Here is a 26220-nt window from a genome sequence, read left to right on the forward strand (position 1 = left end):
CCTCGCCCCAGGCCGAGCCGCCGCCGCTGTACGCCACCCGGCCGCCCGCGCCGGCGCGGCTGCGTTACGCCGCCCGCCTGGGTGACCGCAATGGCGAGGCCACGCTCGACTGGCAGCACGACGGCTCGGGCTACCGCCTGGCGCTGGCGGTGCAGGGCGCCGACGGCCCACTGCTGGCGCAGACCAGCCACGGCGGCTTCGACGCCGCCGGACTGGCCCCCGAGCGCTTCGTCGACCAGCGACGGGGCCGTGGCGGGCGCGCCGCCAACTTCGAGCGCGAGACCGGCCGCATCCGTTTCTCGGGCCCGCGCCACGACCACCCGGCCTGGCCCGGCGCGCAGGATCGCCTGGCCTGGGTGGCCCAACTGGCCGCCATCGCTTCCGCGGCCGGTGGCCTGCCGGCCACCGTGTCGATCTTCGTCGTCGACGCGCGGGGCGCCGGCGACCTGTGGACCTTCATCGCCCAGGGCGCCGAGCGCGTCGACACGCCGGCCGGCCCGGTGACCGCCACCCGCGTGCTGCGCGAACCCCGGCACCTGCACGACTGGCGCGTGGAGGCCTGGCTGGACCCGCAGCGCGGCCACTGGCCGGTGCGGCTGCGCATGACGGTGCCACGCGGCAACGCGCTGCTGGACCTGGCGCTGACCGACGGGCCGTCGCCGCCCTGACCGGCGCCAGGGGCCGCTGTTCCCAGGGGGAGCGCTTGAAAGCCGGGCCGATGGCCCCAGTTGCAGGGCAGGAGAAACCCACATGCAGATGCTCTACAACTCGGACCATTTCGTCGTCGTGGCTTTCGAAGTGCCCGCGCCCGAAGGCCAGGCCACGCCGGCCCGCGGCGGGTACGAGATCGTCGACAAGTTCGCGCGCAAGGAGATCTACCTCCAGGGCGCGCTGGCGCAGCGCTTCCAGCAGGGCGTGCAGGCGCTGGTCGAGCAGGGGCCCAACCCCGAGGCCATCGACGAGTTCATCGGCGGTTTCACCGAACTGGCGCAGCAGCCCGTCGTGCTGCACTGACCCACCCCACCCCGGGCATGGGTTGCCCGGGGCGCCGCGCTGCGACAAGATCGGCCCCTGGCGCCTGCGGGCGCGCTGTTGAACAAGGGGCGTGATGCGCAAGTCGCTGGGTTCGGGCTCATGGATCGTGTCGCCGGGGTTGGCCGAGGCGCCGGTGCTCGACCGGCTGTGCTCGCACTTCGTGCTCACGCTCGCGCTGCGGCAGGGCGCGCAGTTCAACCTGCGCCGCGACTGGGGCAGCCTCTTCGCGCTGGTCGGCCGGCACCTGGTGTGGCCGGCGTCGGTGCTGGGCCGCGTGCGCGGCTACCTGGCCAGGCGTTGCGAGGGGCAGGCCGCCTGGCGCGGCCACGAGGCGCTGGCCGACCGCGATTTCATCGAGCGCCACGGCACCTGGCGCGGCCCCTACGACGAGACCAGCCTGTTCTTCTACATCGACGAGTACGTGAAAGACTCGCCGAAGGACCTGTTGGCCGTGCTGTCGTCCACCTGCGACTGGCTGGCGCGCGACCTGAAGCGCCAGTCGACCCTGGTGCAGAAGAACATCGACTCGCTCGCCAACCTGCTGCAGCTCAACCCCGCCGAGCGGGCGCTGCTGCTGTACGGCACCCTGGCGCGTTATCAGCGCGAACTGCGCGGCCTGCTGGTCGAGTTCAAGGTGAGCAATGCCCAGCAGGCCCATGCCGCGCTGGCGGCGGTGGCCGGGGTGGACGAGCGCGAGGTGGCCGACGCGCTGCGCGCCGGCAGCCGGCTCGAGCGCATCGGCATGGTCGAGAACCTGATCTCCGAACACAACATCACCGACCTGGCCGACCTGATGAAGGTCAGCGACCAGATGCCGCCGGTGCTGATGCGCGAGTACCGGGGCCCGGACGAGCTGATGGCGGTGTTCACCCGCCCGGCGTCGCGCTCGGCGCTCGATGCCACCGACTTCGCCTTCGTCGCCGACGACGTGCGGGTGCTCACCCGGCTGTTGCGCGCCGCGGTCGAGGGCCAGGCCGCCGGCGTCAACGTGCTGCTGTACGGCCCGCCGGGCACCGGCAAGACCGAGCTGGCCAAGGTCTGCGCGCAGGACGCCGGGCTGTCGCTGTTCGAAGTGGAGTACGCCGATCGCGACGGCAACTCGCTGTCCGGCCGCGACCGCTACCGCTCGCTGCAGATCAGCCAGGTGTTCCTCAAGGGCAATGCCGGCGTGGCGCTGCTGTTCGACGAGGTGGAGGATGTGTTCCCGCCCCTGTCGCCCGACGCGGCGCAATGGCTGTCGCGCCAGGACTCATCGGGCGAGAGCTCGGCCAGCGTCAGTGGCAAGGCCTGGGTCAACCAGATCCTCGAGACCAACCCGGTGCCGGTGGTGTGGATCACCAACCGCATCGAGCAGATCGACCCGGCCTTCCGCCGCCGCTTCCAGTACCACCTCGAGCTGAAGTCGCCGCCGCCCGGCGCGCGCCAGGCGCTGGTCGAGCGGGCGCTGGATGGCCAGAAAGTGAGCGACGGCTTCGCCGCCAAGCTGGCCGAGCGCAAGGGGCTGACGCCGGCGCAGATCCGCACCGCGCTGCGTTTCGCGCGGCTGGTGGGTGAGGCGCCGGACGAGGTCGAGGCCCTCATCGAGCGCCAGCTCGGCCATGCCGACAAGGCGCTGGGCCAGGCCGGCGCCTCGCACGCCGCGCGGCCGGTGGTCACGCAGTACCAGCTGGGCTTGTTGAACCTCGACAGCCGGTTCGAGATCGAGCGCATCGTCGAATCGCTGCAGCGCCGCGGCCATGGCACGCTGTGCCTGCACGGCGCCCCGGGCACCGGCAAGACGGCGCTGGCCGAGCACATCGCCCAGCGGCTGGGCAGGCCGCTGATGATCCGCCTGGCCAGCGACCTGATGAGCAAGTTCGTCGGCGACACCGAGCAGGCCATGGCCCGCATGTTCGCCGAGGCCGAGGCCGAGCAGGCGGTGCTGCTGCTGGACGAGGCCGACAGCTTCCTGCGCAGCCGCCAGCGCGCCGAGCGCAGCTACGAGGTCACCGAGGTGAACCAGATGCTGGCCGGCATGGAGCGCTTTGCCGGCATCTTCATCTGCACCACCAACCTGTTCGATGCGCTCGACGAGGCGGCGCTGCGCCGCTTCACCTTCAAGATCCGCTTCAAGCCGCTGCGGCCCGAGCAGCGAGAGCAGATGTTCGTTGCCGAGGCGCTGGGCGGCAGTGCCGAAGCGCTGACCGACGAACAGCGCCGCCGCCTGGCCGAGCTCGACGCGCTGACGCCGGGCGACTTTGCCGCGGTGCGCCGGCAGGTCGACGTGCTGGGCGCCGAGTTCGAGCCGGACGAGTTCCTGTCGCAGCTGGAGGGCGAGCACCGCGTCAAGCCCGAGGTGCGCGAGCGCCGGTCGATCGGCTTCGGCCCCGCCGGCTGAGCCGGCGCACCCGCCGCGGCGCGGGCCGGCCGCGGTGCCTTTCCCACGCCCACCTGAACAATGCCGCGTGCCGATTTGGCAGCTCGGCCGGCTTCGTGCGGCGCGGCGCTCAACCGACCCGGCCGGCGGCCGATACTTTTGGGGTATGGATGCCGCCAGTCTCTCTGCGAGCCCGGGCGCTGGTGCGTTTCCCCTGTGGGCCGCAGCGGCGCTGGGCGCCGCCCTGCTCGTCGCCTTCGCCCTGTGGTGGCGGCAGCGGGCCATCGGCCGGCGCCTGCAGGCCTCGGTGGAGTCGCTGACCACGCGCCTGGACGAGGCCGAGGACCACAGCCTGCCCGGCGTGCTGCCGCGCCCGCGCTTCGATGCCCTGCTCGACGAGGCCGTTGCGGCCTGCGACCGCGGCGAGCGGCGGCTGACCCTGGTCTTCGTCAACCTGGACAACCTGCAGTCCGTCAACGAGGCCTTCGGCCACGGCTGCGGCGACGTCGCGCTGCAGCGCGCCGCCGAGGCCATGACCACTTGCGTCGACGACACGGCCGTGGTCACCCGCACCGGCGGAGATGCCTTCGTGATGATGGTCGATGCCGACCTGGCCAAGGCCCGCACCCTGGCCGACGCGCTGATCGCCCGGCTGGGCGGCGCCCACGGCGAGAGCAGCGACCCCGACCTGGTCTGCTCCATCGGCCTGGCCAGCTACCCCCAGCACGGTTCGCGCGCGCGCATCATCGGCCACGCCAGCACGGCGATGCGCCAGGTGCGCCTGGCCGGCGGCGGCGACTACGCGGTGTTCGACCCGGCGATGTCGGTCGACATGAAGGACCAGGCCGAACTGCTGCGCGACCTGCGCCAGGCCGTCTCGCTGAAGCAGCTCGAGCTGGTCTACCAGCCCAAGATCGACGCCAGGAGCCTGCAGATCACCTCCGCCGAGGCGCTGCTGCGCTGGCACCACCCGCAGCGCGGGCTGATCAGCCCGGCCATCTTCATCCCGCTGGCCGAGCGATTCGGGCTGATCGGGCCGATCGGCAACTGGGTCATCGAGGACGCCTGCCGACAGGCCGGACTCTGGCGCCAGAGCGGCCTGCGCATGCGCGTGGCCATCAACATCTCGGCCTACCAGATGCGGCAGGACGACCTGGTCGACCGCCTCACCGCGGCGCTGGCCGCCAACGGCCTGAGCGCGAACCGCTTCACCTGCGAGATCACCGAATCGGTGGCGATGGAGGACACGCGGGTCACCCACCGCACCTTCGACCGCATGCGCAAGGCTGGCCTGCACGTCTCGATCGACGACTTCGGCGTCGGCCAGGCCAGCCTGTCCTACCTGCGTCGGCTGCCGGCGGCCGAGCTGAAGATCGACGCCTCCTTCGTGCAGGACCTGGCCACCAGCGCCGATGCCCGCGCCATCGTCGACGCGGTGGTCAAGGTGGCCCATGCGCTGCACCTGCGCGTGGTGGCCGAAGGCGTCGAGACCGAGCGCCAGCGCGACCTGCTGGTGCAACTGGACTGCGACGAGCTGCAGGGCTACCTGTTCGCGCGGCCGATGTCGGCCAAGGCGCTGTCGCTGTGGGCCGCCGAGGACGACCGGCCCGACCAGCCGACGGGCTTCCGCCCGTCGCTGTTCCGTGACACGCTGCCCGTGGACCTCTGACGGCGCATGGCCCTGCCGCCGGGCACATGCCGGGGCGGCTCCTACAATTTGGCCATGCCTGCCCAACCCATCGCCTACACCCGTGGCCAAGCCCTGCCCGCACTGCTGCGCGAGCGCATCGTCGTCATCGACGGTGCCATGGGCACGATGATCCAGCGCCACCGCCTCGGCGAGGCGGATTTCCGCGGCCCGCGCTTCGCCGCGCACCCGAAGGACCTGAAGGGCAATAACGACCTGCTGCCACTGACGCGTCCCGACGTCATCCGCCAGATCCACGAGCAGTACCTGCGCGCCGGTGCCGACATCATCGAGACCAACACCTTCGGCGCCACCTCGATCGCGCAGGAAGACTACGGCCTGGCCGACATCGCACGCGAGCTCAACGTCGCCGCTGCCCGCATCGCCCGCGAGGCCGCCGATGCGGTGGCCACGCCCGATCACCCGCGCTTCGTCGCCGGCGCGCTGGGCCCCACGCCGCGCACCGCCAGCATCAGCCCCGACGTCAACGACGCCGGCGCCCGCAACGTCAGCTTCGACCAGCTGCGCGCCGCGTACCTTGAACAGGCCGAGGGCCTGCTCGACGGCGGGGTCGACCTGTTCCTGGTCGAGACCATCTTCGACACGCTCAATGCCAAGGCCGCGATCTTCGCGCTCGACGAGTTGATGGAGCGCACCGGCGAGCGCCTGCCGGTGATCATCTCCGGCACGGTCACCGACGCCTCGGGCCGCATCCTGTCGGGGCAGACGGTGTCGGCCTTCTGGCACTCGGTGCGCCACGCCCGGCCGATCGCGGTGGGGCTGAACTGTGCCCTCGGCGCGGCGCTGATGCGGCCCTACATCGATGAGCTGGCCAAGGTGGCCGGCGACACCTTCATCAGCTGCTACCCCAACGCCGGCCTGCCCAACCCGATGAGCGACACCGGCTTCGACGAGACGCCCGAGGTCACCGGCGGCATGCTGGCCGAGTTCGCCGCCAGAGGCTTCGTCAACATCGTCGGCGGCTGCTGCGGCACCACGCCCGAGCACATCGCCGAGATCGCCCGGCGCACCCGCACGTACCGGCCGCGATCGCTGCGCGACCCGCTGTTCAGCGCCTTGCTGGCGGCGTGAGCGTGGCCGCCGGCGCCGCCGGCAGGTCGCTGTCGCGCAGGCGCACGATGGCGCCGGGCGCCGAGGCCATGCGCAGCTTCACCGCGTCGCCGGGTGCCGTGCCCGGCGTGGCCGACACCCGGTGCGGCGCCAGCCCCTGGGCCAGCATCTGCTCGCGCATCGCCCGCTCGCGGTCGGCACCGCCCGGCTCGGGCGCGCTCAGCGTCAGCCGCGCAGTGGGGTGGCGCGACAGGCTCAGCCCCAGCCGCTGCAGCACGGCCTGAAGCGCCGGCCGAGGTTGGCTCCCGCCCGCGTCGAAGGCATGGCGCACCGGCACGTCGACCCGCACCGCGCCGTCGACCTCGCCCACCACCAGCACCGGCGTGCCGGCGAACAGGTCCCACAGCCAGCGGTGCTCGGCCGCCAGCGGGCCGCGCACCGGGGCGAATGCCGGGGCCGGTGCGGACGCCGCCGCAGCCGGCGGCGGCGCGGACGCAGCGTGGGGCGCCGCGCGCGGCCGGGTGGGCGCCGACGCGGCCGCGCCCTCGGCCGGCGAGCGGCCGGTGGGCTTCGATGGTCGGGCCGGGGTCGGCTGTGGCGCGGGCGGTGTCGAACCACAGCCCGCCAGGACCAGCGCCAGAAGGATCATCCAGAGTTGCATGGCCCGCATTGCAATCCGGCCGGGCGTTGAAGCCGTCACGCAAGGTGTAAGCACGGTGAACGGACGTGACCGACCCCTGGGTTGGGGGTCGATAGAATCCGCGTTTTCCCGAGGAGCGTTGCGACGGCGGTGGTACCGCCGCCAGGCTCGGGAAGCCGTGCCCGGCCTGCGGAGCACGGTGTGGCAACGGCGCTCACCCTCGCACAACGCCCCGGGTGACACGCGCCATGACCGACCCCCAACGCCCGACCGCCGCCGTCGCCCAGACGACCGCCGTGCCCGCCGAGTCCCCCACCGCCCCGACGGCTGTGCCGCCCATGCGCCTGGCCGGCCTCGAGCCGGTGACCATCGGCGAAGGCCACCTGTTCGTCAACATCGGCGAGCGCACCAACGTCACCGGCTCCAAGGCTTTCGCCCGCATGGTGCTCGAGGGCCGCTTCGAAGATGCGCTGTCGGTGGCCCGCCAGCAGGTGGAAAACGGCGCGCAGGTCATCGACATCAACATGGACGAGGCCATGCTCGACAGCCAGGCGGCGATGGTGCGCTTCCTGAACCTGATCGCCGGCGAGCCCGAGATCGCCCGCGTGCCGATCATGATCGACTCGTCCAAGTGGAGCGTCATCGAAGCCGGGCTGAAGTGCCTGCAGGGCAAGGGCATCGTCAACTCGATCTCGCTGAAGGAGGGCGAGGCCGAGTTCAGGCGCCAGGCTGCGTTGGTCCGGCGTTATGGCGCCGCGGCCGTGGTGATGGCCTTCGACGAGCAGGGCCAGGCCGACACCTTTGCGCGCAAGACGCAGATCTGCGAGCGCGCCTACCGGCTGCTGGTCGACGAGGTCGGCTTCCCGCCCGAGGACATCGTCTTCGACCCCAACATCTTCGCCATCGCCACCGGCATCGACGAGCACGCCAACTACGCGGTGGACTTCATCGAGGCCACGCGCTGGATCAAGCAACACCTGCCCGGCGCCAAGGTGTCGGGCGGCGTGAGCAACGTGAGCTTCAGCTTCCGCGGCAACGACCCGGTGCGCGAGGCCATCCACACCGTGTTCCTGTACCACGCCATCCGCGCCGGGCTGGACATGGGCATCGTCAACGCCGGCATGGTGGGCGTGTACGACGACATCCCGGCCGAGTTGCGCGAGCGGGTGGAAGACGTGGTGCTGAACCGCCGCCCCGACGCCACCGAGCGGCTGCTCGAAGTGGCCGAGAACGTCAAGGGCGCGGCCAAGGACGACAGCGCCCGCCTGGCCTGGCGCGCGGGCGACGTGAACGAGCGGCTGTCGCACGCGCTGGTGCACGGCATCACCGACTTCATCGTCGCCGACACCGAAGAGTGCTGGCAGCAGATCCAGGCCCGGGGGGGCCGACCGCTGCACGTCATCGAAGGCCCGCTGATGAGCGGCATGAACACCGTGGGCGACCTGTTCGGCGCCGGCAAGATGTTCCTGCCGCAGGTGGTGAAGAGCGCGCGCGTGATGAAGAGCGCCGTGGCCCACCTGCTGCCTTACATCGAGGCCGAGAAGAAGGCCCTGGTCGACGCCGGCGGCGAGGCCAAGCCCAAGGGCAAGATCGTCATCGCCACGGTGAAGGGCGACGTGCACGACATCGGCAAGAACATCGTCACCGTCGTGCTCCAGTGCAACAACTTCGAGGTGGTGAACATGGGCGTGATGGTGCCCTGCCAGGACATCCTGGCCAAGGCACGCATCGAGGGCGCCGACATCGTCGGCCTGTCGGGCCTGATCACGCCCAGCCTCGAGGAGATGCAGCATGTGGCGGCCGAGATGCAGCGCGACGAGTGGTTCCGCTCGCGCCGGATCCCGCTGCTCATCGGCGGCGCCACCTGCAGCCGGGTGCACACCGCGGTGAAGATCGCGCCGCACTATGAGGGCCCGGTGGTCTACGTGCCCGATGCCTCGCGCAGCGTGGGCGTGTGCGCCGACCTGCTGTCCGACGAGCGCGCCACCGCCTTCGTCGCCGAACTGAACGCCGACTACGACCGCGTGCGCACGCTGCACGCCGGCAAGAAGGCCGCGCCGCTGGTGCCGCTGGCCGCCGCGCGGGCCAACAAGACGCCGATCGACTGGTCGGCCGGCGTGGCGCCGGCGCCCAAGTTCATCGGCCGCCGCGTCTTCCGCAACTACGACCTGGCCGAGCTGGCCGCCAGCATCGACTGGGGCCCGTTCTTCCAGACCTGGGACCTGGCCGGCCGCTACCCCGACATCCTGCGCGACGAGGTGGTGGGCGCCGAGGCCACCAAGGTGTTCGACGACGCGAAGCGCCTGCTGCAGCGGGTGATCGAGGGCCGCTGGCTGCAGGCCAATGGCGTCATCGCGCTGCTGCCGGCCAACACGGTGGACGACGACACCATCGAGATCTACGCCGACGAATCGCGCACCGAGGTGCTGATGCACTGGCGCCCGCTGCGCCTGCAGACCGAGCGGCCGGTGATCGACGGGGTGCGCCGCGCCAACCGCAGCCTGGCCGACTTCATCGCGCCGCGCGGCGTGGCGGCCGACCACATCGGCCTGTTCGCGGTGACCGCCGGCCTGGGCATCGACAAGCGGGTGCAGCAGTTCGAGGCCGCGCACGACGACTACTCGGCCATCATGCTCAAGGCCCTGGCCGACCGGCTGGCCGAGGCCTTTGCCGAGCGGCTGCACCAGCGCGTGCGCACCGACCTGTGGGGCTACGCCGCCGGCGAGTCGCTGACGCACGAGCAGCTGATCGCCGAGCAGTACCGCGGCATCCGCCCCGCGCCGGGCTACCCGGCCTGCCCCGACCACAGCGTCAAGCGGGCGATGTTCCGCGTGCTCGACGCCGGCGACATCGGCATGGGCCTGACCGAGAGCCTGGCCATGACGCCCGCGGCCAGCGTCAGCGGCTTCTACCTGGCGCACCCCGAGGCGCGCTACTTCAACGTGGGCCACATCGGCGACGACCAGCTGATCGACTGGGCGGCGCGCGAAGGCCTCGACGCCCCGATGGCCCGGCGGCTGCTGGCGCCCGTGCTGGGCTGAGCCAGAGACGCGACCCGTCGCCGCGGCCCGCCATGGGCCCGCGCTGGCAGCCCCCCCGGCGCGCGCCGACAATCGCGCGATGCACCCCCCGTCGCGCGCCGTCGCCCTGCTGTTGAACCTGGCCCATGCAGTCGACCACCTGTTCTTGTTGATCTTCGCCACCGCCGTGGTGGCCATCGCGGCGGACTTCGGCTTCTCGCGCTGGGAAGACCTGATGCCTTACGGCGCCGGCGCCTTCCTGATGTTCGGCCTGGGCTCGCTGCCCGCCGGCCGCCTGGGCGACCTGTGGGGTCGTCGGCAGATGATGCTGGTGTTCTTCGTCGGCATGGGCCTGTCGGCCCTGTTGGCCGCCGCCACGCAGAGCGCCTGGCAACTGGCCGCGGCGCTGACGTTGCTGGGCTGCTTCTCGGCCATCTACCACCCGGTGGGCATCCCGATGCTGGTGCAGGGGGCCAGCCGGCCGGGGGCCACCATCGGCGTCAACGGCCTCAGCGGCAACCTGGGCATCGCCACGGCGGCGCTGGTCACCGGCGTGCTGGTGAAGGCCTTCGGCTGGCGCATGGCCTTTGCGATTCCCGGCATCGCCTGCCTGGCGATGGGCTGGCTGTTCGCGCGCGTGGTGCCGCACGAGGCCGAGCCACCGTCGAAGCGCGTGCGCAAGGCCGCGGTGGTGCTGGCGCCGGCGCAGCTGGCGCGGGTGCTGGTGGTGATGACGGTGGCCTCGGCCTGCGGCGGCCTGCTGTTCAACCTGACCACCAACGGCAACGGCCGCCTGCTCGACGAGCGCCTGCGCGGCGTCATCGAAGACCCGGCCACGCTGGGCCTGCTGCTGGCCGCCGTGTACGCGGTGGCCTCGCTGGCGCAGGTGGTGGTGGGGCGCCTGATCGACCGCTTTCCGCTCAAGCCGCTGCAACTGGGCATCGTGCTGGCGCAGGTGCCGCTGCTGCTGCTGGCCTCGCAGGCCCAGGGCTGGGCGCTGTATGCGGCGCTGATGGCGTCGATGGTGCTGATCTTCGGCGGCATCCCGTTCACGGACGCCACCATCGTGCGTTATGTCGACGACCGCATGCGCTCGCGCGTGGCCGGCGTGCGGCTGGCGCTGTCGGCCGGTGTCAGCTCGCTGGCGGTGTGGGGGTTGGGCCCGGCGGTCAAGTCGGCCGGCTTCGACACGCTGCTGATGGCCATGGCCGGCATCGCGCTGTTCACCGCCGCGGTGGTGCTGTGGCTGCCCGGCGAGCCGGGGGCGGTGGCGCAGCCCGCGGCCGACCCGGCGCGGCCGTAGCGGCCGGCACCCGGGCGCCCCGGCCAGCGCCGCGGGTGCCGGGGCCGACCGCCTGGGCTCACCTCACGGCGATGGTGTTGCCGGCCCGGGCGTTGTTGGCCTCGTTGGTCTCGGCCACCACATTGCCCACGTCGGCGATGGCGCCGAGGGTGTAGGTGCGGGCCACCAGCCCAGCGGGGATGACGGCGGTGGCCGTGAAGGCCTGCGAGGCGCCGGCCGCCAGCGCACCGATCGGCACGTTCACCAGGGTGGTGTCGGCGGTGGTGATGCTGGCGTCGGTCGACAGGACGAGCCGCAGCGTGGAGGCGCCCGCGGCGGCAGTGCCCAGGTTCTTCACCGTGCCCTTGAGCGTGATGGCTTGGCCGCGCGTGCCGCGCAGCGGGCCCGAGACCGCGGACACCGTCAGGTCGACCGGCGCCGCCGTCACGGCGATCGCGCGCGCCGGGCCGACGTTGTTGTCCTCGTTGGACTCGGCCACCACATTGCCCGCGTCGGCCACCGCGAACAGGCGGTAGGTGGCCGCCGGCATGCTGGCCGGGATCGTCAGGCCGATGCTCACCGGCTGCTGCGTGCCGGCGGCAATCGCCGGCACTGCCACGCTGCCGATCAGCGTGTCGGTGGTGCTGAACACGGCGTCGGTGGACAGGTAGACCGACAGCGACGAGGCCGCTGCCGCGGCCGCACCCAGGTTGGCCACGGTGGCCACCACCGTGAACGGCTGGCCGCGTGGCACGCTGGCCGGGCCGGTGAAGGTGGGCACGGCCAGGTCCGGGAAGGCGACGCGCTCGGTGCCGGCGGCGGAGGTGTAGTCGATGAAGGTCACCCCCGCGGTGGGCGTCCAGGTGCCCGCGAAGACGCCGTCGCCGGCCGCCTGGTCGGGCGCGATGCCGTCGTCGCGCAGCGCGACCGTGACGCCGTTGGACGTGGCCACCGTGACCGGGCCCACGCTGGCGCCGCAGTTGATGCTCAAGGCCGACAGCGTGACCGGCGTGCCGGCCGCGAAGTTGCTGGGCACCTTGACGGCCGACAGCAGCGGCCGGTTGCTGCAGTTGACCGCGTTGGCGGCGTCGAGGCGACGGCCGGAGATCGTCTTGCCGGTCAGGCTGGTGACCGGGCTGGCGCCCGACAGGATCAGGTTCTTGATGGCCCGCCAATCGCGCGTGGGGTCTTGCGCCTTGAGCAGCGCGGCCACGCCGGTGACATAGGCCGCCGACGACGAGGTGCCCGTGGCGCTGATGTACTGCGCGCCTGGGAACGTGCTGAGCACGTCCACGCCGGGGGCGCCGAGGTGCACCGAGCGGCGGCCATAGCTGCTGAAGGCCGGCAGGGCATCGTTGCGGTCGGTGGCCGCCACGGCGATGACATTGGGCAGGTCGTAGCTGGCGGGGTAGAAGGCGTTGGTGTCGTTGTTCAGCGCCAGGTTGCCGGCCGAGGCGATGAACAGGATGTCCTGCTGAGCGGAGATGGCGTCGCGCAGGCCTTGCGAGAAGCCCCCTGGCCCCCCCCAGCTCATGTTGGCGGCGACCACGTTGACGCCGGCGTTCTTCAGGGCGCGGGTGTACTCGAGGCAGGCGATGGCGCCGGCGACCGAGCTTTCGCCCAGCGCGTTCAGCGTCTTGCATGCGGCCAGGCGCACGGTCCAGTTCACACCCACGACCCCGAGGTTGTTGTTGCCGACGGCGCCGATGACGCCGGCGACGTGGGTGCCGTGGCCGTTGTCGTCCATCGGGTCGCCATCGCCATTGCTCACGTCGATGCCATGCACGTCGTCGACGAAGCCATTGCCGTCGTCGTCGATGCCTGCCACACCGTTGGCTTCGGCGGCGTTGACCCAGGCGTTGGCGGCCAGGTCGGGGTGCGTGTGGTCGAAGCCGCTGTCGATCATCATGACGACCACGCCGGCGCTGCCGGTGGTGGTGTTCCAGGCCAGCGGAGCCTTGATGTCGGCACCCGGCGTGCCGAAGGCCTGGCCGGTGTTGTTCAGGCCCCAGAGCTGCGGAAACCCGGGATCGAGCGGCGTGGCCTGCGCGCGCAGCACGAAGTTGGGCTCGGCGAACTCGACGTCCGGGTTCGCCCGGTATCGCTGCAAGGCCGCGTCCATGCTCTCGCCCGCGGCCAGCGCCACGTGGTCGATGCCGACGTTCCTGAACTCGCGCAGTCGGCGGTGGCCGTCGCGCGCATGCCGTGACGCGCGCTCGGCCGCCGGCACCCTGGACTTGAACTTGACCAGCAACTCGCCCTGGACGAACTCGCGCGCCTGCACCGGGCGGGCCTCGGCGGCAGACAGCGTGCCCAACGGCAGCAGCGCCAGCGTGGCGGCCGCTGCGACGAGGCTGAGGTGGTGGATCGTTTTCATGGCGGTTGTCCTTCGTAGTGGGTTGGGTGCGGTCGCGCCCATGGCGGATGGCTCCGCACTGCGGGTCGGCGAGGGGGTCGACGGGAAGCCACCATTCGATCTGTCCCGACCACGAGGACCCTCTCACGAGGGACTGCCCTGTGTGGCCGCTGTCGAATCCGGCACGGCGGCGTGGTGCTGTCCACGCACTGCGTTGGTGCTAGCGGCCGAAGTGTAGGAACGGGATCCCGCGAACACGATGCGACGCGTTGTCGCAGGCGGGCGCCGCGTTCAGCTTGGGTTCAGCGCGTCGATCGGACGCTGTGATCACGCGCCATGCACGCGGCCACCACGGCGTCCTGTCGCGGGTCGCGCGAAGACGCTCGGCGCGGCCACGTGCCTCGATTCACCAGGGGGACGGGCGCCGCGAGGGCGCGTCCGCCGGGGGCCTCAGAACAGGCCCGTCACCCGCCCGTCGTCGGTCAGGTCGATCGATTCGGCGGCGGGCCGCGTGGGCAGGCCCGGCATCGTCATGATGTCGCCGCACACCATCACCACGAAGCCGGCGCCGGCGGCCAGGCGCACCTCGCGCACGTGCACCACGTGGCCGGTGGCGGCGCCGCGCGCGGCCGGGTCGGTGCTGAAGCTGTAGGGCGTCTTGGCGATGCACACCGGCAGGTGGCCGAAGCCTTCGCGCTGCAGCCGGTCGATCTGCGCGCGCACCGCGGGCGAGGCGCTCACGTCGGCCGCGCGGTACACCCGTGTGGCCACCTGGCGCAGTTTCTCCCACAGCGGGTCGGCGTCGTCGTAGGCAAAGCGCAGCGGCGCGGGCGCCTCGCACAGCCTCAACACTTCGTGCGCCAGGTCTTCCGCGCCCGCGCCGCCCTCGGCCCAGTGGCGCGCCGACACCAGCGGCACCTGCCGCTCGGTGGCCCAGTCGCGCAGCACGGCGAACTCGTCGGCACGGTCGTCCGCGCGGTGGTTCACCGCCACCACGCAGCGCAGGCCGAAGACGCGCTGCAGGTTGTCGACGTGCCGGTCCAGGTTGGCCAGGCCCTGGCGCAGCGCGGGCAGGTTCGGTTCGTTGAGGTGCTGCAGTTCCACGCCGCCATGGAACTTGAGTGCGCGCACGGTGGCCACCACCACCGCGGCGGCGGGTGCCAGGCCGGTGGCGCGGCACTTGATGTCGATGAACTTCTCGGCGCCCAGGTCGGCCCCGAAGCCGGCCTCGGTGACCACGCAGTCGGCCAGCTTCAGCGCCGTGCGCGTGGCCAGCACCGAGTTGCAGCCGTGCGCGATGTTGGCGAAGGGCCCACCGTGCAGGATGGCCGGGGTGCCTTCGAGCGTCTGCACGAGGTTGGGCGCCAGCGCATCCTTCAGCAGCACCGCCATCGCGCCGTGCACCTTCAGGTCGCTGGCGCGCACCAGGCGGTGGTCGCGCGTGCTGGCGACCACGATCTGGCCGAGCCGGGCCTTCAGGTCACGCAATGACGTGGCCAGGCACAGGATGGCCATCACCTCGGACGCCACGACGATGTCGAAGCCGTCCTGCCGCGGGTAGCCGTTGGCCGGCCCGCCCAGGCCCACTGTGATGTCGCGCAGCGCGCGGTCGTTCATGTCCATCACGCGCTTCCACGTGATGCGGCGCACGTCGATGCCCAGCGCGTTGCCGTGGTGCACGTGGTTGTCGATGGTCGCGGCCAGCAGGTTGTTGGCCAGCGCCACCGCGTTGAAGTCGCCGGTGAAGTGCAGGTTGATGTCTTCCATAGGCACCACCTGCGCATGGCCGCCGCCTGCCGCACCGCCCTTCATGCCGAACACCGGCCCCAGCGAGGGCTCGCGCAGCGCGATGATGGTCTTCTGGCCGATGCGGTTGAGCGCGTCGCCCAGGCCGACCACGGTGGTGGTCTTGCCCTCGCCGGCCGGCGTGGGGCTGATGGCGGTGACGAGGATCAGCTTGCCGTCGGGCCGACCGGCCAGCGAGTCGATGAAGGGCAGCGAGATCTTGGCCTTGTAGTGGCCGTAGGGCACCAGGTGCTCGTCGGCGATGCCCAGCCGCTCGCGCGCCAGGTCGGCGATGCGCCGCGGCCGCGCGCGCTGCGCGATCTCGATGTCGGTCTCGGTCAAGTCCGGTCTCCTGGGGTCTTGGGGTGGACGGGATGGTGGCACGGCGAGGTGGCGCCCGCGCCGGCGCACTGTTCAACGGTGTGGAGCCGTTGGCGGAGTGGCTGGGTGGATCTGGGTGACCTTCTCGTACTGGTACTTTCGCGGACCAATGGCCCGCCAGTCGGCTGGGCGAGGCACGGGGTCGATCAGGTACACGAAGAGCGTTCTGTCCTGGGCCACGAAATGAATGCGCTGGCGCTCCATCTCGCGCGGCAGGACGGCCTTCAGATCGACGGTCTCCTCGAACTGCTGGCCGGTGGCCTTGAGGCGCCACTTGACATAGAGCGTGTCGCCGAGCCGCATGGGGCCGTTGATGCCGGTGTACTGCGGTGGCAGCCCGTACTGCGCCGTGACCTCCCCGTGCGTGGCCAGGTAGTCGCCGGCGCCGTATCGAAAGGCGAGGATCTCGACACCCGGGCTGTCGTTCCTCGCGTCGAACTCGAACGCGTGGTCCACCATGCGTGGGCCCAGCGCGCACCCTGACATTGCCAGCGCGCCTGCAAGCCACAGAACCATCCAGGGTCTTCGGACGAGTGACTTCACGTTGTTGCTCTGTTCAGCGGTGTGGAGTGGTTGGCGGGGTGGCAGGGTGGATCTGACGGGTGACGTAAGACTGAACCCTGAACGGACCCACGATGGGCGCTGAATCAGGTCTCGGCTTGGTCAGATCCGTCAGGTACACGAAGAGGTGGTCTGCCTGCACCACGAAGTACACCCGTTGGCGCTCCATCTCGCGCGGCAGGACGGACTTCAGATCGACGGTCTCCTCGAAGGTCTGGCCGGTGGCCTTGAGGCGCCACTTGACGTAGAGCGTGTCGCCGAGCGGGATTGGGCCATTGATGTTGGTGGCCTGCATGCTCTTTCCGAACTGACGAATGGCGGTGTCGGCAGAGACGAAAGCGGCATTGGTGCTGCCATAGCGGTAGTGCAAGATTTCGACTTGCGGGCTGTCAGCGAGCGCATCGAACCCGAACGCGTGGTCCACCATGCGGGGGCCCAGCGCGCAGCCCGGCATCGCCAGCGCGGCTGCGATCCACAGGACCAGCCAGGGTCTCGGGGTGAATGAGGTCACGCCGCTGCTCCGCTGAACGCCCTGCCGCTCACTGCTGCGGCAAGGCCCGCCGGTACTGCATCGCCTCGGCCAGGTGCACCACGCCGATGGATTCGGCGCCGGCCAGGTCGGCGATGGTGCGGGCCACCTTCATCACCCGGTGCACTGAGCGGCCCGACCAGCCCAGCCGGCCGGCGGCCTGTTGCACGAAGCGCGAGGCGGCGTCGTCCAAGGCGCAGACGGTGTCCAGCGCAGCGCTGTCGAGCGCGCCGTTGGCGCAGCCCTGTCGGGCGATCTGGCGTGCGCGGGCCGTGGCCACGCGCGCCGCCACCACGGCCGTCGGCTCGCCTTCGGGCTGGGCCAGCAACTCGGCCGGGGCGACGGCGGCCACCTCCACCTGCAGGTCGACGCGGTCGATCAGCGGCCCCGACAGCTTGCCCTGGTAGCGCGCCACCTGGTCGGGCGTGCAGCGGCACTGCCGGCTGGCCACCTGGGCGCCGAGCCAGCCGCAGGGGCAGGGGTTCATCGCCGCCACCAGCTGGAAGTCGGCCGGGAAGGTGGCCTGCCGCGCTGCGCGCGAGATGGTGATGCGGCCGGTTTCCAGCGGCTCGCGCAGGGCTTCGAGCGCGGCGCGGGGAAACTCAGGCAACTCGTCCAGGAACAGCACGCCGCCGTGGGCCAGCGAGATCTCGCCCGGCCGCGGCGGCGAGCCGCCGCCCACCAGTGCCACTGCGCTGGCCGAGTGGTGCGGGCTGCGCACCGGCCGGCAGCGCCAGCGCGTGGTGTCGAAGCCGCCCGGCGACAGGCCGGCCAGCGCGGCGCTGGACAGCGCCTCGTCGTCGGTCATCGGCGGCAGCAGGCCGGGCAGGCGCTGCGCCAGCATCGACTTGCCGCTGCCGGGCGGGCCCACCATCAACAGGCTGTGGCCGCCGGCCGCGGCCACTTCCATGGCCCGCTTGGCCGCCGCTTGGCCTCGCACGTCGCGCAAGTCTGCGCTCACGTTGGTGGTGCAGGCGTCGTCGGGCCGGGCGGGCGACAAGGGCTCCATGGCCTCGCCGGGCAGCAGCGCGCGCACCACGTCCAGCAGGTGCGCGGCGGCCAGCACGGTGACGCCGCTGGCGCGCGCCGCCTCGCGCGCGCTGGCGCTGGGCAGCACCAGTGCGCGCGGAGCGGCCGCTTGCGACAGCGCCAGGGCCAGTGCCAGCGCGCCGCGCACCGGCCGCAGCTCGCCGGCCAGCGACAGCTCGCCCGCGAACTCGCAGGCGGCCAGCCGCGCCGCATCAAGTTGCCCGTCGGACGCCAGGATGCCCAGCGCGATCGGCAGGTCGAAGCGGCCCGACTCCTTGGGCAGGTCGGCCGGCGCCAGGTTGACGGTGATGCGCTTGTTGTGCGGGAAGGCGAAGCCCGAATTGGTCAGCGCGGCGCGCACGCGCTCGCGCGACTCGCGCACTTCGGTGTCGGCCAGGCCCACCAGGGTGAAGCTGGGCAGGCCGTTGGCCAGGTGCACCTCCACCTGCACTTCGGGTGCGTCCAGCCCATCCAGCGCGCGGCTGGCGACGACGGCCAATGACATGCGTTCCTCCCCTGCGGGGCATTCTGCGGCCCCGCGCGGGGCCGATTGTGCGCGAGCGCGTGGCCCCTGGCGGGCACGGCGAACCATCACCGCACGCGCATGGTGCACCCTACCAGTGCGCCCCGAATCGGTGCGCTATTGCGGTGCCGGCTGGCCCGATCACACCGACCTGGGGCGTTTGTGACAGCACACACATGGCATGGAAGCTGCAAAAAGGTTCCCCGACAACCACTTCCATTCATCCACACCCGGAGCCTCGCCCATGAAGAACTCGCTGATCGCCCTCTCGTTCGTCGCCGCCGCCGCGGCCCTGCCCACCGCGTCGTACGCCGACCTCGCCTTCAACGTTGGCGCCGTGTCCGACTACCGCTACCGCGGCATCTCGCAGACGCGCCTGAAGCCTGCGCTGCAGGGCGGCATCGACTTCACCAGCGGCGGCCTGTACATCGGCGCCTGGGCCTCGACGATCAAGTGGATCGACGACGCCCGCGGCGACGCCAAGATCGAGGTCGACCTCTATGCCGGCTACAAGGGCGAGATCGTCAAGGACGTCGGCTACGACGTCGGCATCCTGAACTACTGGTACCCCAGCGCCGTGACCAGCGGCTGGTCGGCCACGCCCTACACCAACCCCAACACCACCGAGCTCTACGGCGCCGTCACCTACGGCCCGGTCACCGCCAAGTACTCGCATGGCCTGACCTCGCTGTTCGGCAACCCCGACAGCAAGAACAGCTACTACCTCGACCTGTCGGCCACCTTCGACGTGGCCGGCTTCTCGGTGGTGCCGCACGTCGGCTACCAGAAGGTCAAGAACACGGCGAACGCGTCCTATACGGACTATTCCATCACCGTGTCGAAGGACTTCAACGGCATCGTCCCCAGCCTGGCCATCGTCGGCACCGACGCCGACAAGGGCTTCTACGTCCCGGGCGTCAACGCCAACAGCACCAAGTTCCTCGGCAAGGCTGCCCTGGTCCTCGGCGTCAAGTACAACTTCTGATCAGGAGATCGTCATGAAGATGGTCACCGCCATCGTCAAGCCTTTCAAGCTCGACGAAGTGCGTGAAGCCCTCAGCGCCATCGGCGTGCAGGGCATCACGGTCACCGAAGTGAAGGGTTTCGGCCGCCAGAAGGGCCACACCGAGCTGTACCGCGGTGCGGAGTACGTCGTCGACTTCCTGCCCAAGGTGAAGATCGAAGCGGCCGTCGACGACGCGATCGTCGACCGCGTCATCGAGGCCATCGAGTCCTCGGCCCGCACCGGCAAGATCGGCGACGGGAAGATCTTCGTCTCCACGCTCGAGCAGGTCGTGCGCATCCGCACCGGCGAGACCGGCAAGGACGCGCTGTAAAGCGCCGTCCACCATCGTTGGAAAGAACAATCCCATGAGAAAACTCATCGCTTCACTCGCCCTGGGCCTGGCGGTCCTCGGCTTTGCCGGCATCGCGTCGGCGCAGGACGCAGCGGCGTCGGCCCCGATGGCCGCCTCTGCGGCCTCCGCCGCAGAGGCGCCGGCCGCGGCCCCAGCGCCTGCCGCGGCGGCTTCGGCTGCTGCGGCGCCTGCCTCGGCCGCCCCGGCGCCCGTGGCCAACAAGGGCGACAACGCCTGGATGCTGGTGGCCACCCTGCTCGTCATCATGATGACGGTGCCCGGCCTGGCCCTGTTCTACGGCGGCCTGGTGCGCAGCAAGAACATGCTGTCGGTGCTGATGCAGGTGATGGTCACCTTCTCGCTGATCGTCGTGCTGTGGGCCCTGTACGGCTACAGCCTGGCCTTCACCGAAGGCAATGCCTACATCGGCGGCTTCGACCGGCTGTTCCTGAAGGGCATCTTCGATCCCGCCACCGGCACCTTCGCCATGGCCGCCACCTTCAGCAAGGGGGTCTACATCCCCGAGCTGCTGTTCGCCGCCTTCCAGGCCACCTTCGCCGGCATCACCTGCTGCCTGATCGTCGGTGCGTTCGCCGAGCGCATCAAGTTCTCGGCCGTGCTGCTGTTCTCGGTGCTGTGGTTCACCTTCAGCTACACGCCGATCGCTCACATGGTGTGGTACTGGATGGGCCCGGACGCCTACACCGGCAAGGAAGTCGTCGACGCGATGAACGCCAAGGCCGGCATGCTGTGGCAGTGGGGCGCGCTGGACTTCGCCGGCGGCACCGTGGTGCACATCAATGCCGCCGTGGCGGGCCTGGTGGGTGCCTTCATGATCGGCAAGCGCGTGGGTTACGGCAAGGAAGCCATGGCCCCGCACAGCCTGCCGCTGACGATGGTCGGTGCCTCGATGCTGTGGGTGGGCTGGTTCGGCTTCAACGCCGGCTCGGCGCTCGAAGCGGGCAACTCGGCCGTGCTGGCCTTCATGAACACCTTCACCGCCACCGCCGCTGCGGTGCTGGCCTGGTGTCTGGGTGAAGCGCTGATGCGCGGCAAGGCCTCGATGCTGGGTGCGGCGTCGGGTGCGGTGGCGGGCCTGGTGGCCATTACCCCGGCGGCCGGCAACGTCGGCCTCATGGGGGCGATCGTCATCGGCTTCGTCGCCGGCTTCGCCTGCCTGTGGGGTGTCAACGGCCTGAAGCGCATGCTCGGCGCCGACGACTCGCTGGACGTGTTCGGCGTGCACGGTGTCGGCGGCATCGTCGGCGCGTTGCTGACGGGCGTGTTCAACACGCAGGACCTCGGCGGCCCGGGCCTGGTGACCGATTGGGTCACCGCCACCGTCGGCTCCAACCCCATCGGCACGCAGGTCTGGATCCAGTTGAAGGCCGTGCTGCTGACCGTCGTCTGGTCGGGCGTGGTGGCCGCGGTGTCGTTCAAGATCGTCGACCTCGTCGTCGGTCTGCGCGTGACCGAAGAGGAAGAGCGCGAAGGCCTCGACATCTCGTCGCACGGCGAGACGGCCTACAGCAAGTGATCCCTGTGTTCTGAGCGGTTCATTTCGAGCGAGCTTGGGGCGGCCTTCGGGCCGCCCCTTTTTTTTGGCCGCCAGATCGAGAGGACACAGCCGCCATGCATCGGCAAGGCAGCAGGTGTCCGCTCAAAGCCGCTGGCAGAACTCCATCAAATGGTTGCGGAACCACTGGTGGCCGGCGTCCGATTCCACCGCCTCGTGCCAGATCAGGTACACCGGGAACTGCGGCAGGTGCAGCGGCACCGCGTGTGAGCGCAGGCGGAAGTTGTCGGCGTACAGCTGCGCCATGCGGCGCGGCAGCGTGCAGATCATGTCGGTGTGCTGCACCATCACCGGCATCGCGATGAAGTGCGGCACCATCACCGCGATGCGGCGCTGCAGGCCGCGCTTGGCCAGGGCCAGGTCGATCATCGGCCGGGCGTTCGACGGCCCGCCCAGCACCACGTGGCGCAGCGCCAGGTACAACTCCAGCGTCATGCGCTCGCCCAGCAGCGGGTGGTCGCGCCGCGACAGGCTCATCAGCGTCTCGGTCAACACGCACTTGTTGCGGTAGCCGGCGTCCGCAAGCGCGAAGTAGTCCAGCGCCAGATCCACCGTGCCCTCGCGCAGTTCGGCCTTCAACTGCGCGGCCGAGGCGGCACGGATGCGGATGCGCACCTGCGGCGCGGCCTCGGCCAGCCAGCGGATGAAGCCCGGCAGGATCACCGCCTCGCCGTAGTCCTCGACGCCGATCACGAACTCGCGGTCGGTGTGCGCGTAGTCGAAGGTGTCGTCGCTGCGCAGGCCGCGCTCCAGCGTGGTCAGCGCCTGGCGGATCGGCTCGGCCAGCCGCTTGGCCTTGGGCGTGGGCAGCATGCCCTGGGCGTTGCGCTCGAACAGCGGGTCCTGCAGCCGGTCGCGCAGCCGGGCCAGCGCGTTGCTCACCGTCGGCTGCGACAGGTGCAGCTTGGCGGCTGCCTTGGAAATGCTGCGCTCGCCGTAGATGGCGTCGAAGACCAGCAGCAGGTTCAGGTCCAGCGAACGCAGGTTCACGGGGGGTGCCGATATTCGGAATATGAATTCTGCATATTTGACATCAGAAGTTGATGCATGTTGGCGCCGCTTCGATACTGCGCCGGCACCGCCCCCCCACCGGAGATCCACATGCGATCCATTTCCAGATTCGCCGCCGTCGCGTTGCTGGCCGTGGGGGCGGCGGCCTTTGCCCAGGGCTATCCCAACAAGCCGATCAAGGTGGTCGTGCCCTATGCCCCTGGCGGCAACATGGAGCACTGGCGGCCCACGCTGGCCAAGGTGAGCCAGATCCTGGGCCAGCCGCTGCTGATGGAGAACCGGCCCGGCGCCGGCGGCAACATCGGCAGCGACACGGTGGCCAAGTCGCCGGGCGACGGCTACACCCTGCTGATCGGCACCATCGGCACCCACGCCATCAACCCCAGCGCCTACGCGCGCATGCCCTACGACGCGATCAAGGACTTCACCCCGATCGTGTCGCTGGCCACGATGACCAACGTGGCCATCGTGCACCCGGCGATGCCGGTGAAGACCATCCAGGAGTTCATCGCCCACGCCAAGGCCAGCCCCGGCAAGCTCAACTTCGGCTCGCCGGGCAATGGCTCGTCGGCGCACCTGACCGGCGAGCTGTTCAACCAGGTGGCCGGCGTCAGCATGCAGCACGTGCCCTACAAGGGCAGCGCGCCGGCCATGCTCGACCTGATGGCTGGACGCCTGGACATCATGTTCGACAACATCCCGCTGCCGCTGCAGCACATCAAGGCCGGCAAGCTGCGCGGCCTGGCGGTGACGGCGGCGCAGCGCTCGGCGGTGCTGCCCGAGTTGCCGACGCTGGGCGAAGCGGGCGTGCAGGGCTTCGATGTCAGCTCCTGGTACGGCATCTACGCCCCGGCCGGGCTGCCGAAGGAGCTGGTGGCCCGCGTCAACGCGGCCTTCAACGAGGCCCTGCGCGTGCCCGAGATCCGCGAGCAGCTCACCGCCCAGGGCTGGACGGTCACCGGCGGCACGCCCGAGCAGTTCGGCGCCTTCACCCAGGCCGAGCTCGACCGCTGGGCCAAGGTGGTGAAGGCCGCCAACGTCCGCGTCGAATGACCAGCCCGGCCCACTGATCGGGCCCGGGCCGGGCCCGCCCCGTGACCGACCCCCAAGGAAAGCACCTGATGCGATCAGAAGTTGCCATCGTCGGCTGCGGCCGCACCCCCTACAGCCGGGCCAAGGCCGGCGAGCCCGTGCGCACCGTCGACGACTACATCGCCTGGGCCGCCGACCTGGCGCTGCAGCAGGCCGGCATGTCGAAGACCGATTTCGACGGCCAGGGCCTGGGCGTGGCCCATGCCGAGGTGGCGCACACCGTCAACTGGTCGGCCGCGGTGGCCGAGAACCTGGGCATCAGCCCGCAGGTGCTGATCCGCGCCGACCAGGGCGGCGCCTCGGCCTCGGCGATGCTGATCCGCGCCGCGGCGATGATCCACGCCGGCATCGTCGACCGCGTGCTGGTGGTGGGCGCCGACACGCCGCTGAACATGCCGTCGATCGCGCCCGGCCTGCCGCTGTCGCCCGAGCGCACGCGCGGCGTGTACTGGGACTTCCAGGGCCCGTTCGGCGTGATGGGCGCCAGCGCCCAGTTCGCGCTGGTGCTGCAGCGCTACCAGCACGAACACAAGCTCACCTCCGAGCAGATGGGCAAGGTCGCCGTCAATGCGCGTTATCACGCCTCGATGCACGAGGGCGCCATCTACCGCAAGCCGTTCACGCTGCAGGAGTACCTCGACTCGCGCCTGCTCACCGACCCGATCCGCCTGCTCGACTGCGTGCCCATCGTCAACGGCGGCCTGGCCTACATCGTCACCTCGGCCAAGACCGCGCGCACGCTGACCGACAAGCCGGTGTACCTGCGCGGCTTCGGCGAGGTCAACAACTACTACCGCGGCCCGCGCGCGCTGCCCGACATCACCTACACCGGCTTCACGCAGGCCGCGCCCCAGGCCATGGCCATGGCCGGCGTGAAGCACAGGGACATCCAGTTCCTGCAGCCCTACGACGACTATCCCTTCATCGCCATCATGACGATCGAGGACCACGGCTTCTGCCAGAAGGGCGAGGGCGGCCGCTTCGTCGACGAGCACGACCTGCACTTCGACGGTGACTTTCCGATGTCCACCGACGGCGGCCAGCTCTCGGGCGGCCAGCCCGGCGGGGCCATCGGCGGCTTCATGCCGCTGGTCGAATCGGTGTCGCAGCTGCGCGGCGAGGCCGGCGCGCGCCAGGTGCGCGATGCCGGGCTGGGCATCTCCTGCGGCTTCGGCGGCATCCCCTACGGCCGCCCGGGCCGCAGCTGCATTTCACTGGTCCTCGGAAGGGAGCCCTGAGCATGGCCGACACCACACCGAACGAGCCGTCGAACACGCCATCGAACAAGCCGCTGCCCGTCATCACCGACCTGACGCGCCCCTTCTGGACGGCCGCCAAGGAAGGGCTGCTGGTGCTGCAGAAATGCCAGCGCTGCGGCACCTTCAACTTCCACCCCAAGGCCTGGTGCATCGACTGCGGCAGCCGCGAGCTGGTGTGGACCCCGGCCCAGCCCTTCGGCACGGTGTACTCCTTCACCATCTCGCGCTCGGTGGCGATGAACTACCCGGGCTGGCAGGCCGAGCTGCCGGTGCTGATGTGCCTGATCGACCTCGACGACGGCGCCCGCATGTACGCGCAGGTGACGCACTGCGCGCCCGAGGCGCTGCACATCGGCATGCGCGTGCAGGTGCATTTCGAATCGATCAGCGACGAGGCCGGCATCCCCAAGTTCCGGCCGTTGCTGGCCGCCTGAGCACGGGCGATGGAGCCGACGCCCGACGATCTCGAACTGCGCAGGGCCGGCATGCACGACGTGCCCTTCGACTGGCAGGATGCGCTGCGCCTGGACGACCTGTTGACGCCCGAAGAGGTGATGATCCGCGACAGCGCGCGCAAGTACGCGCAAGAGCGGCTGATGCCGCGCATCCTGCAGGCGCACCGCCACGAGACCTTCGACGTGGAGGTGATGCGCGAGATGGGCGAGCTGGGCTTCCTGGGCGCCACGATCCAGGGCTTCGGCTGCGCCGGCATCAGCTATGTCGGCTACGGCCTGATCGCCCGCGAGTTCGAGCGCGTCGACACCGCCTTCCGCTCGGCGCTGGGCGTGCAGAGCACGCTGTCGATGATGCCGATCTACCTGTTCGGCAGCCAGGAGCAGCGCGAGCGCTACCTGCCGGCCATGGCCCGCGGCCGCACGCTCGGCTGCTTCGGCCTGACCGAGCCCGACCACGGCTCCGACCCCGGCTCGATGGCCAGCCGCGCGCGCGCGGTCGACGGCGGCTGGCGCCTCAGTGGCACCAAGACCTGGATCACCCACGCCCCCATCGCCGACCTGATGGTGGTGTGGGCCAAGGACGAGGGCGGCCGCGTCAACGGCTTCGTGCTCGAGCGCGGCATGCCGGGCCTGTCCACCGCCAAGATCGAGGGCAAGTTCTCGGTGCGGGCCTCGCCCACCGGCGAGATCCACATGGACGACGTGTTCGTGCCCGAGTCGCAGCGCCTGCCCGGTGCCAAGGGCCTGGCCGCTCCGTTTGCGTGCTTGAACAACGCGCGCTTCGGCATCTGCTGGGGCGCGATGGGCGCGGCCGAGTTCTGCTGGCATGCCGCGCGGCAGTATGTGCTCGACCGCAAGCAGTTCGGCCGGCCGCTGGCCGCCAACCAGCTGGTGCAGAAGAAGCTGGCCGACATGCAGACCGAGGTCACCCTCGGCACGCTGGCCTGCCTGCACCTGAGCCGCCTGCGCGATCAGGGCCGGGCCAGCCCCGAGATGGTGTCGCTGCTCAAGCGCAACTGCGCCGGCAAGGCGCTGGACATCGCCCGGACGGCCCGCGACATGCACGGCGGCAACGGCATCTCCGACACCTACCACGTCATTCGCCACCTGATGAACCTCGAGACGGTGAACACGCTCGAAGGCACGCACGACATCCACGCGCTGGTGCTGGGCCGTGCGCAGACCGGCATTTCCGCCTTCAACTAGAGGCTGCC

21 protein-coding genes and 1 riboswitch are annotated in these 26220 nt (G+C 70.7%); of the genes, 14 read left to right on the plus strand and 7 right to left on the minus strand.

Annotated elements, in window-relative coordinates:
• The 5 genes from EOINJALH_RS08640 to EOINJALH_RS08660 form a co-directional block, all read left to right on the plus strand.
• The coding region (locus EOINJALH_RS08640; RefSeq protein ID WP_144289933.1) for a DUF3108 domain-containing protein at positions 1-668 on the plus strand (668 nt) is incomplete at its 5' end.
• 82 nt (positions 669-750) lie between these two features.
• Complete coding sequence (locus tag EOINJALH_RS08645) at positions 751-1014, plus strand: DUF3567 domain-containing protein (protein ID WP_088279951.1); 264 nt, start codon at positions 751-753, stop codon at positions 1012-1014.
• A gap of 94 nt (positions 1015-1108) precedes the next feature.
• On the plus strand, positions 1109-3412 hold the full coding sequence (locus EOINJALH_RS08650; protein WP_088279952.1) for an ATP-binding protein: 2304 nt from the start codon (positions 1109-1111) through the stop codon (positions 3410-3412).
• 145 nt (positions 3413-3557) lie between these two features.
• Complete coding sequence (locus EOINJALH_RS08655; protein WP_088279953.1) at positions 3558-5060, plus strand: bifunctional diguanylate cyclase/phosphodiesterase; 1503 nt, start codon at positions 3558-3560, stop codon at positions 5058-5060.
• A 54-nt stretch (positions 5061-5114) separates the two neighbouring features.
• Positions 5115-6170 carry a homocysteine S-methyltransferase family protein gene (locus EOINJALH_RS08660; protein ID WP_088279977.1) on the plus strand — a complete coding sequence of 352 codons (1056 nt, stop codon included), beginning with the start codon at positions 5115-5117 and terminating at the stop codon, positions 6168-6170.
• Here the strand turns inward: EOINJALH_RS08660 and EOINJALH_RS08665 are convergent.
• Positions 6148-6810, minus strand: a complete 663-nt coding sequence (locus EOINJALH_RS08665) for a hypothetical protein (protein ID WP_144289934.1) — start codon at positions 6808-6810, stop codon at positions 6148-6150. The two genes, EOINJALH_RS08660 and EOINJALH_RS08665, sit on opposite strands and share 23 nt — an antisense overlap.
• A 104-nt stretch (positions 6811-6914) precedes the next feature.
• Positions 6915-7012, plus strand: a riboswitch (S-adenosyl-L-homocysteine riboswitch).
• A gap of 115 nt (positions 7013-7127) precedes the next feature.
• On the opposite strand from EOINJALH_RS08665, the gene metH reads away from it, so the two are divergent.
• Positions 7128-9830, plus strand: coding sequence for a methionine synthase (gene metH / locus EOINJALH_RS08670; protein WP_234413731.1), 2703 nt, complete (start codon positions 7128-7130; stop codon positions 9828-9830).
• A 79-nt stretch (positions 9831-9909) separates the two neighbouring features.
• Entirely contained in the window at positions 9910-11112 is a 1203-nt protein-coding gene (locus tag EOINJALH_RS08675; protein WP_088279956.1) for an MFS transporter, read from the plus strand.
• Between the two features lie 58 nt (positions 11113-11170).
• Here EOINJALH_RS08675 and EOINJALH_RS08680 read toward each other — a convergent pair whose 3' ends face one another.
• From EOINJALH_RS08680 to EOINJALH_RS08700, 5 genes are all read right to left on the minus strand, one after another.
• Positions 11171-13468, minus strand: a complete 2298-nt coding sequence (locus EOINJALH_RS08680) for a S8 family serine peptidase (protein WP_158219697.1) — start codon at positions 13466-13468, stop codon at positions 11171-11173.
• Positions 13469-13897: 429 nt separating this feature from the next.
• Positions 13898-15574 (minus strand): formate--tetrahydrofolate ligase, encoded by a 1677-nt coding sequence (locus EOINJALH_RS08685; protein WP_088279958.1) that lies wholly within the window; start codon positions 15572-15574, stop codon positions 13898-13900.
• A gap of 72 nt (positions 15575-15646) precedes the next feature.
• Entirely contained in the window at positions 15647-16156 is a 510-nt protein-coding gene (locus tag EOINJALH_RS08690) for a hypothetical protein (protein ID WP_144289935.1), read from the minus strand.
• A 13-nt stretch (positions 16157-16169) separates the two neighbouring features.
• Positions 16170-16685, minus strand: a complete 516-nt coding sequence (locus tag EOINJALH_RS08695) for a hypothetical protein (protein WP_144289936.1) — start codon at positions 16683-16685, stop codon at positions 16170-16172.
• Between the two features lie 28 nt (positions 16686-16713).
• On the minus strand, positions 16714-18237 hold the full coding sequence (locus tag EOINJALH_RS08700; RefSeq protein WP_088279961.1) for a YifB family Mg chelatase-like AAA ATPase: 1524 nt from the start codon (positions 18235-18237) through the stop codon (positions 16714-16716).
• A 262-nt stretch (positions 18238-18499) separates the two neighbouring features.
• Between EOINJALH_RS08700 and EOINJALH_RS08705 the strand changes: the two genes are divergently transcribed.
• Genes EOINJALH_RS08705 through EOINJALH_RS08715 form a run of 3 tightly spaced genes read left to right on the plus strand, consistent with a single transcriptional unit; the run spans position 18500 to position 21150 of the window.
• A complete protein-coding gene (locus EOINJALH_RS08705; RefSeq protein ID WP_088279962.1) occupies positions 18500-19240 on the plus strand; it encodes a TorF family putative porin in 741 nt (246 codons plus the stop codon).
• A 13-nt stretch (positions 19241-19253) separates the two neighbouring features.
• Positions 19254-19592 (plus strand): P-II family nitrogen regulator, encoded by a 339-nt coding sequence (locus tag EOINJALH_RS08710; protein ID WP_088279963.1) that lies wholly within the window; start codon positions 19254-19256, stop codon positions 19590-19592.
• Positions 19593-19626: 34 nt separating this feature from the next.
• The gene (locus EOINJALH_RS08715; RefSeq protein WP_088279964.1) at positions 19627-21150 is read left to right on the plus strand and encodes an ammonium transporter; all 1524 of its coding nucleotides are present in this window, start codon (positions 19627-19629) and stop codon (positions 21148-21150) included.
• A 123-nt stretch (positions 21151-21273) separates the two neighbouring features.
• Here EOINJALH_RS08715 and EOINJALH_RS08720 read toward each other — a convergent pair whose 3' ends face one another.
• Positions 21274-22179: a LysR family transcriptional regulator gene (locus EOINJALH_RS08720; RefSeq protein ID WP_088279965.1), complete on the minus strand. Its 906-nt coding sequence runs from the start codon at positions 22177-22179 to the stop codon at positions 21274-21276.
• A 111-nt stretch (positions 22180-22290) separates the two neighbouring features.
• Here EOINJALH_RS08720 and EOINJALH_RS08725 point away from each other — a divergent pair, with 111 nt between their 5' ends.
• The 4 genes from EOINJALH_RS08725 (at position 22291) to EOINJALH_RS08740 (ending at position 26212) form a co-directional block, all read left to right on the plus strand.
• The gene (locus EOINJALH_RS08725) at positions 22291-23253 is read left to right on the plus strand and encodes a tripartite tricarboxylate transporter substrate binding protein (protein WP_088279966.1); all 963 of its coding nucleotides are present in this window, start codon (positions 22291-22293) and stop codon (positions 23251-23253) included.
• A 68-nt stretch (positions 23254-23321) separates the two neighbouring features.
• Entirely contained in the window at positions 23322-24530 is a 1209-nt protein-coding gene (locus tag EOINJALH_RS08730) for a thiolase family protein (protein WP_088279967.1), read from the plus strand.
• Between the two features lie 2 nt (positions 24531-24532).
• Positions 24533-24985, plus strand: coding sequence for a Zn-ribbon domain-containing OB-fold protein (locus tag EOINJALH_RS08735; RefSeq protein ID WP_088279968.1), 453 nt, complete (start codon positions 24533-24535; stop codon positions 24983-24985).
• Between the two features lie 9 nt (positions 24986-24994).
• Positions 24995-26212 carry an acyl-CoA dehydrogenase gene (locus tag EOINJALH_RS08740; RefSeq protein WP_404872746.1) on the plus strand — a complete coding sequence of 406 codons (1218 nt, stop codon included), beginning with the start codon at positions 24995-24997 and terminating at the stop codon, positions 26210-26212.
• Positions 26213-26220: the final 8 nt, after the last annotated feature.

The organism is Ideonella sp. A 288 (assembly GCF_002198735.1).
In the GTDB taxonomy this organism is placed as follows: domain Bacteria; phylum Pseudomonadota; class Gammaproteobacteria; order Burkholderiales; family Burkholderiaceae_C; genus Pseudaquabacterium.

Excerpts from the sequence above, each read along its gene's own strand:
- EOINJALH_RS08705 (WP_088279962.1), top strand. The coding sequence starts at position 18,500 with ATGAAGAACTCGCTGATCGCCCTCTCGTTCGTCGCCGCCGCCGCGGCC.
- EOINJALH_RS08660 (WP_088279977.1), top strand. The coding sequence starts at position 5,115 with ATGCCTGCCCAACCCATCGCCTACACCCGTGGCCAAGCCCTGCCCGCA.
- EOINJALH_RS08675 (WP_088279956.1), top strand. The coding sequence starts at position 9,910 with ATGCACCCCCCGTCGCGCGCCGTCGCCCTGCTGTTGAACCTGGCCCAT.
- EOINJALH_RS08730 (WP_088279967.1), top strand. The coding sequence starts at position 23,322 with ATGCGATCAGAAGTTGCCATCGTCGGCTGCGGCCGCACCCCCTACAGC.
- EOINJALH_RS08725 (WP_088279966.1), top strand. The coding sequence starts at position 22,291 with ATGCGATCCATTTCCAGATTCGCCGCCGTCGCGTTGCTGGCCGTGGGG.
- EOINJALH_RS08715 (WP_088279964.1), top strand. The coding sequence starts at position 19,627 with ATGAGAAAACTCATCGCTTCACTCGCCCTGGGCCTGGCGGTCCTCGGC.
- EOINJALH_RS08650 (WP_088279952.1), top strand. The coding sequence starts at position 1,109 with ATGCGCAAGTCGCTGGGTTCGGGCTCATGGATCGTGTCGCCGGGGTTG.
- EOINJALH_RS08645 (WP_088279951.1), top strand. The coding sequence starts at position 751 with ATGCAGATGCTCTACAACTCGGACCATTTCGTCGTCGTGGCTTTCGAA.
- metH (WP_234413731.1), top strand. The coding sequence starts at position 7,128 with ATGCGCCTGGCCGGCCTCGAGCCGGTGACCATCGGCGAAGGCCACCTG.
- EOINJALH_RS08680 (WP_158219697.1), bottom strand. The coding sequence starts at position 13,468 with ATGAAAACGATCCACCACCTCAGCCTCGTCGCAGCGGCCGCCACGCTG.
- EOINJALH_RS08735 (WP_088279968.1), top strand. The coding sequence starts at position 24,533 with ATGGCCGACACCACACCGAACGAGCCGTCGAACACGCCATCGAACAAG.
- EOINJALH_RS08655 (WP_088279953.1), top strand. The coding sequence starts at position 3,558 with ATGGATGCCGCCAGTCTCTCTGCGAGCCCGGGCGCTGGTGCGTTTCCC.
- EOINJALH_RS08710 (WP_088279963.1), top strand. The coding sequence starts at position 19,254 with ATGAAGATGGTCACCGCCATCGTCAAGCCTTTCAAGCTCGACGAAGTG.
- EOINJALH_RS08740 (WP_404872746.1), top strand. The coding sequence starts at position 24,995 with ATGGAGCCGACGCCCGACGATCTCGAACTGCGCAGGGCCGGCATGCAC.
- EOINJALH_RS08665 (WP_144289934.1), bottom strand. The coding sequence starts at position 6,810 with ATGCAACTCTGGATGATCCTTCTGGCGCTGGTCCTGGCGGGCTGTGGT.
- EOINJALH_RS08700 (WP_088279961.1), bottom strand. The coding sequence starts at position 18,237 with ATGTCATTGGCCGTCGTCGCCAGCCGCGCGCTGGATGGGCTGGACGCA.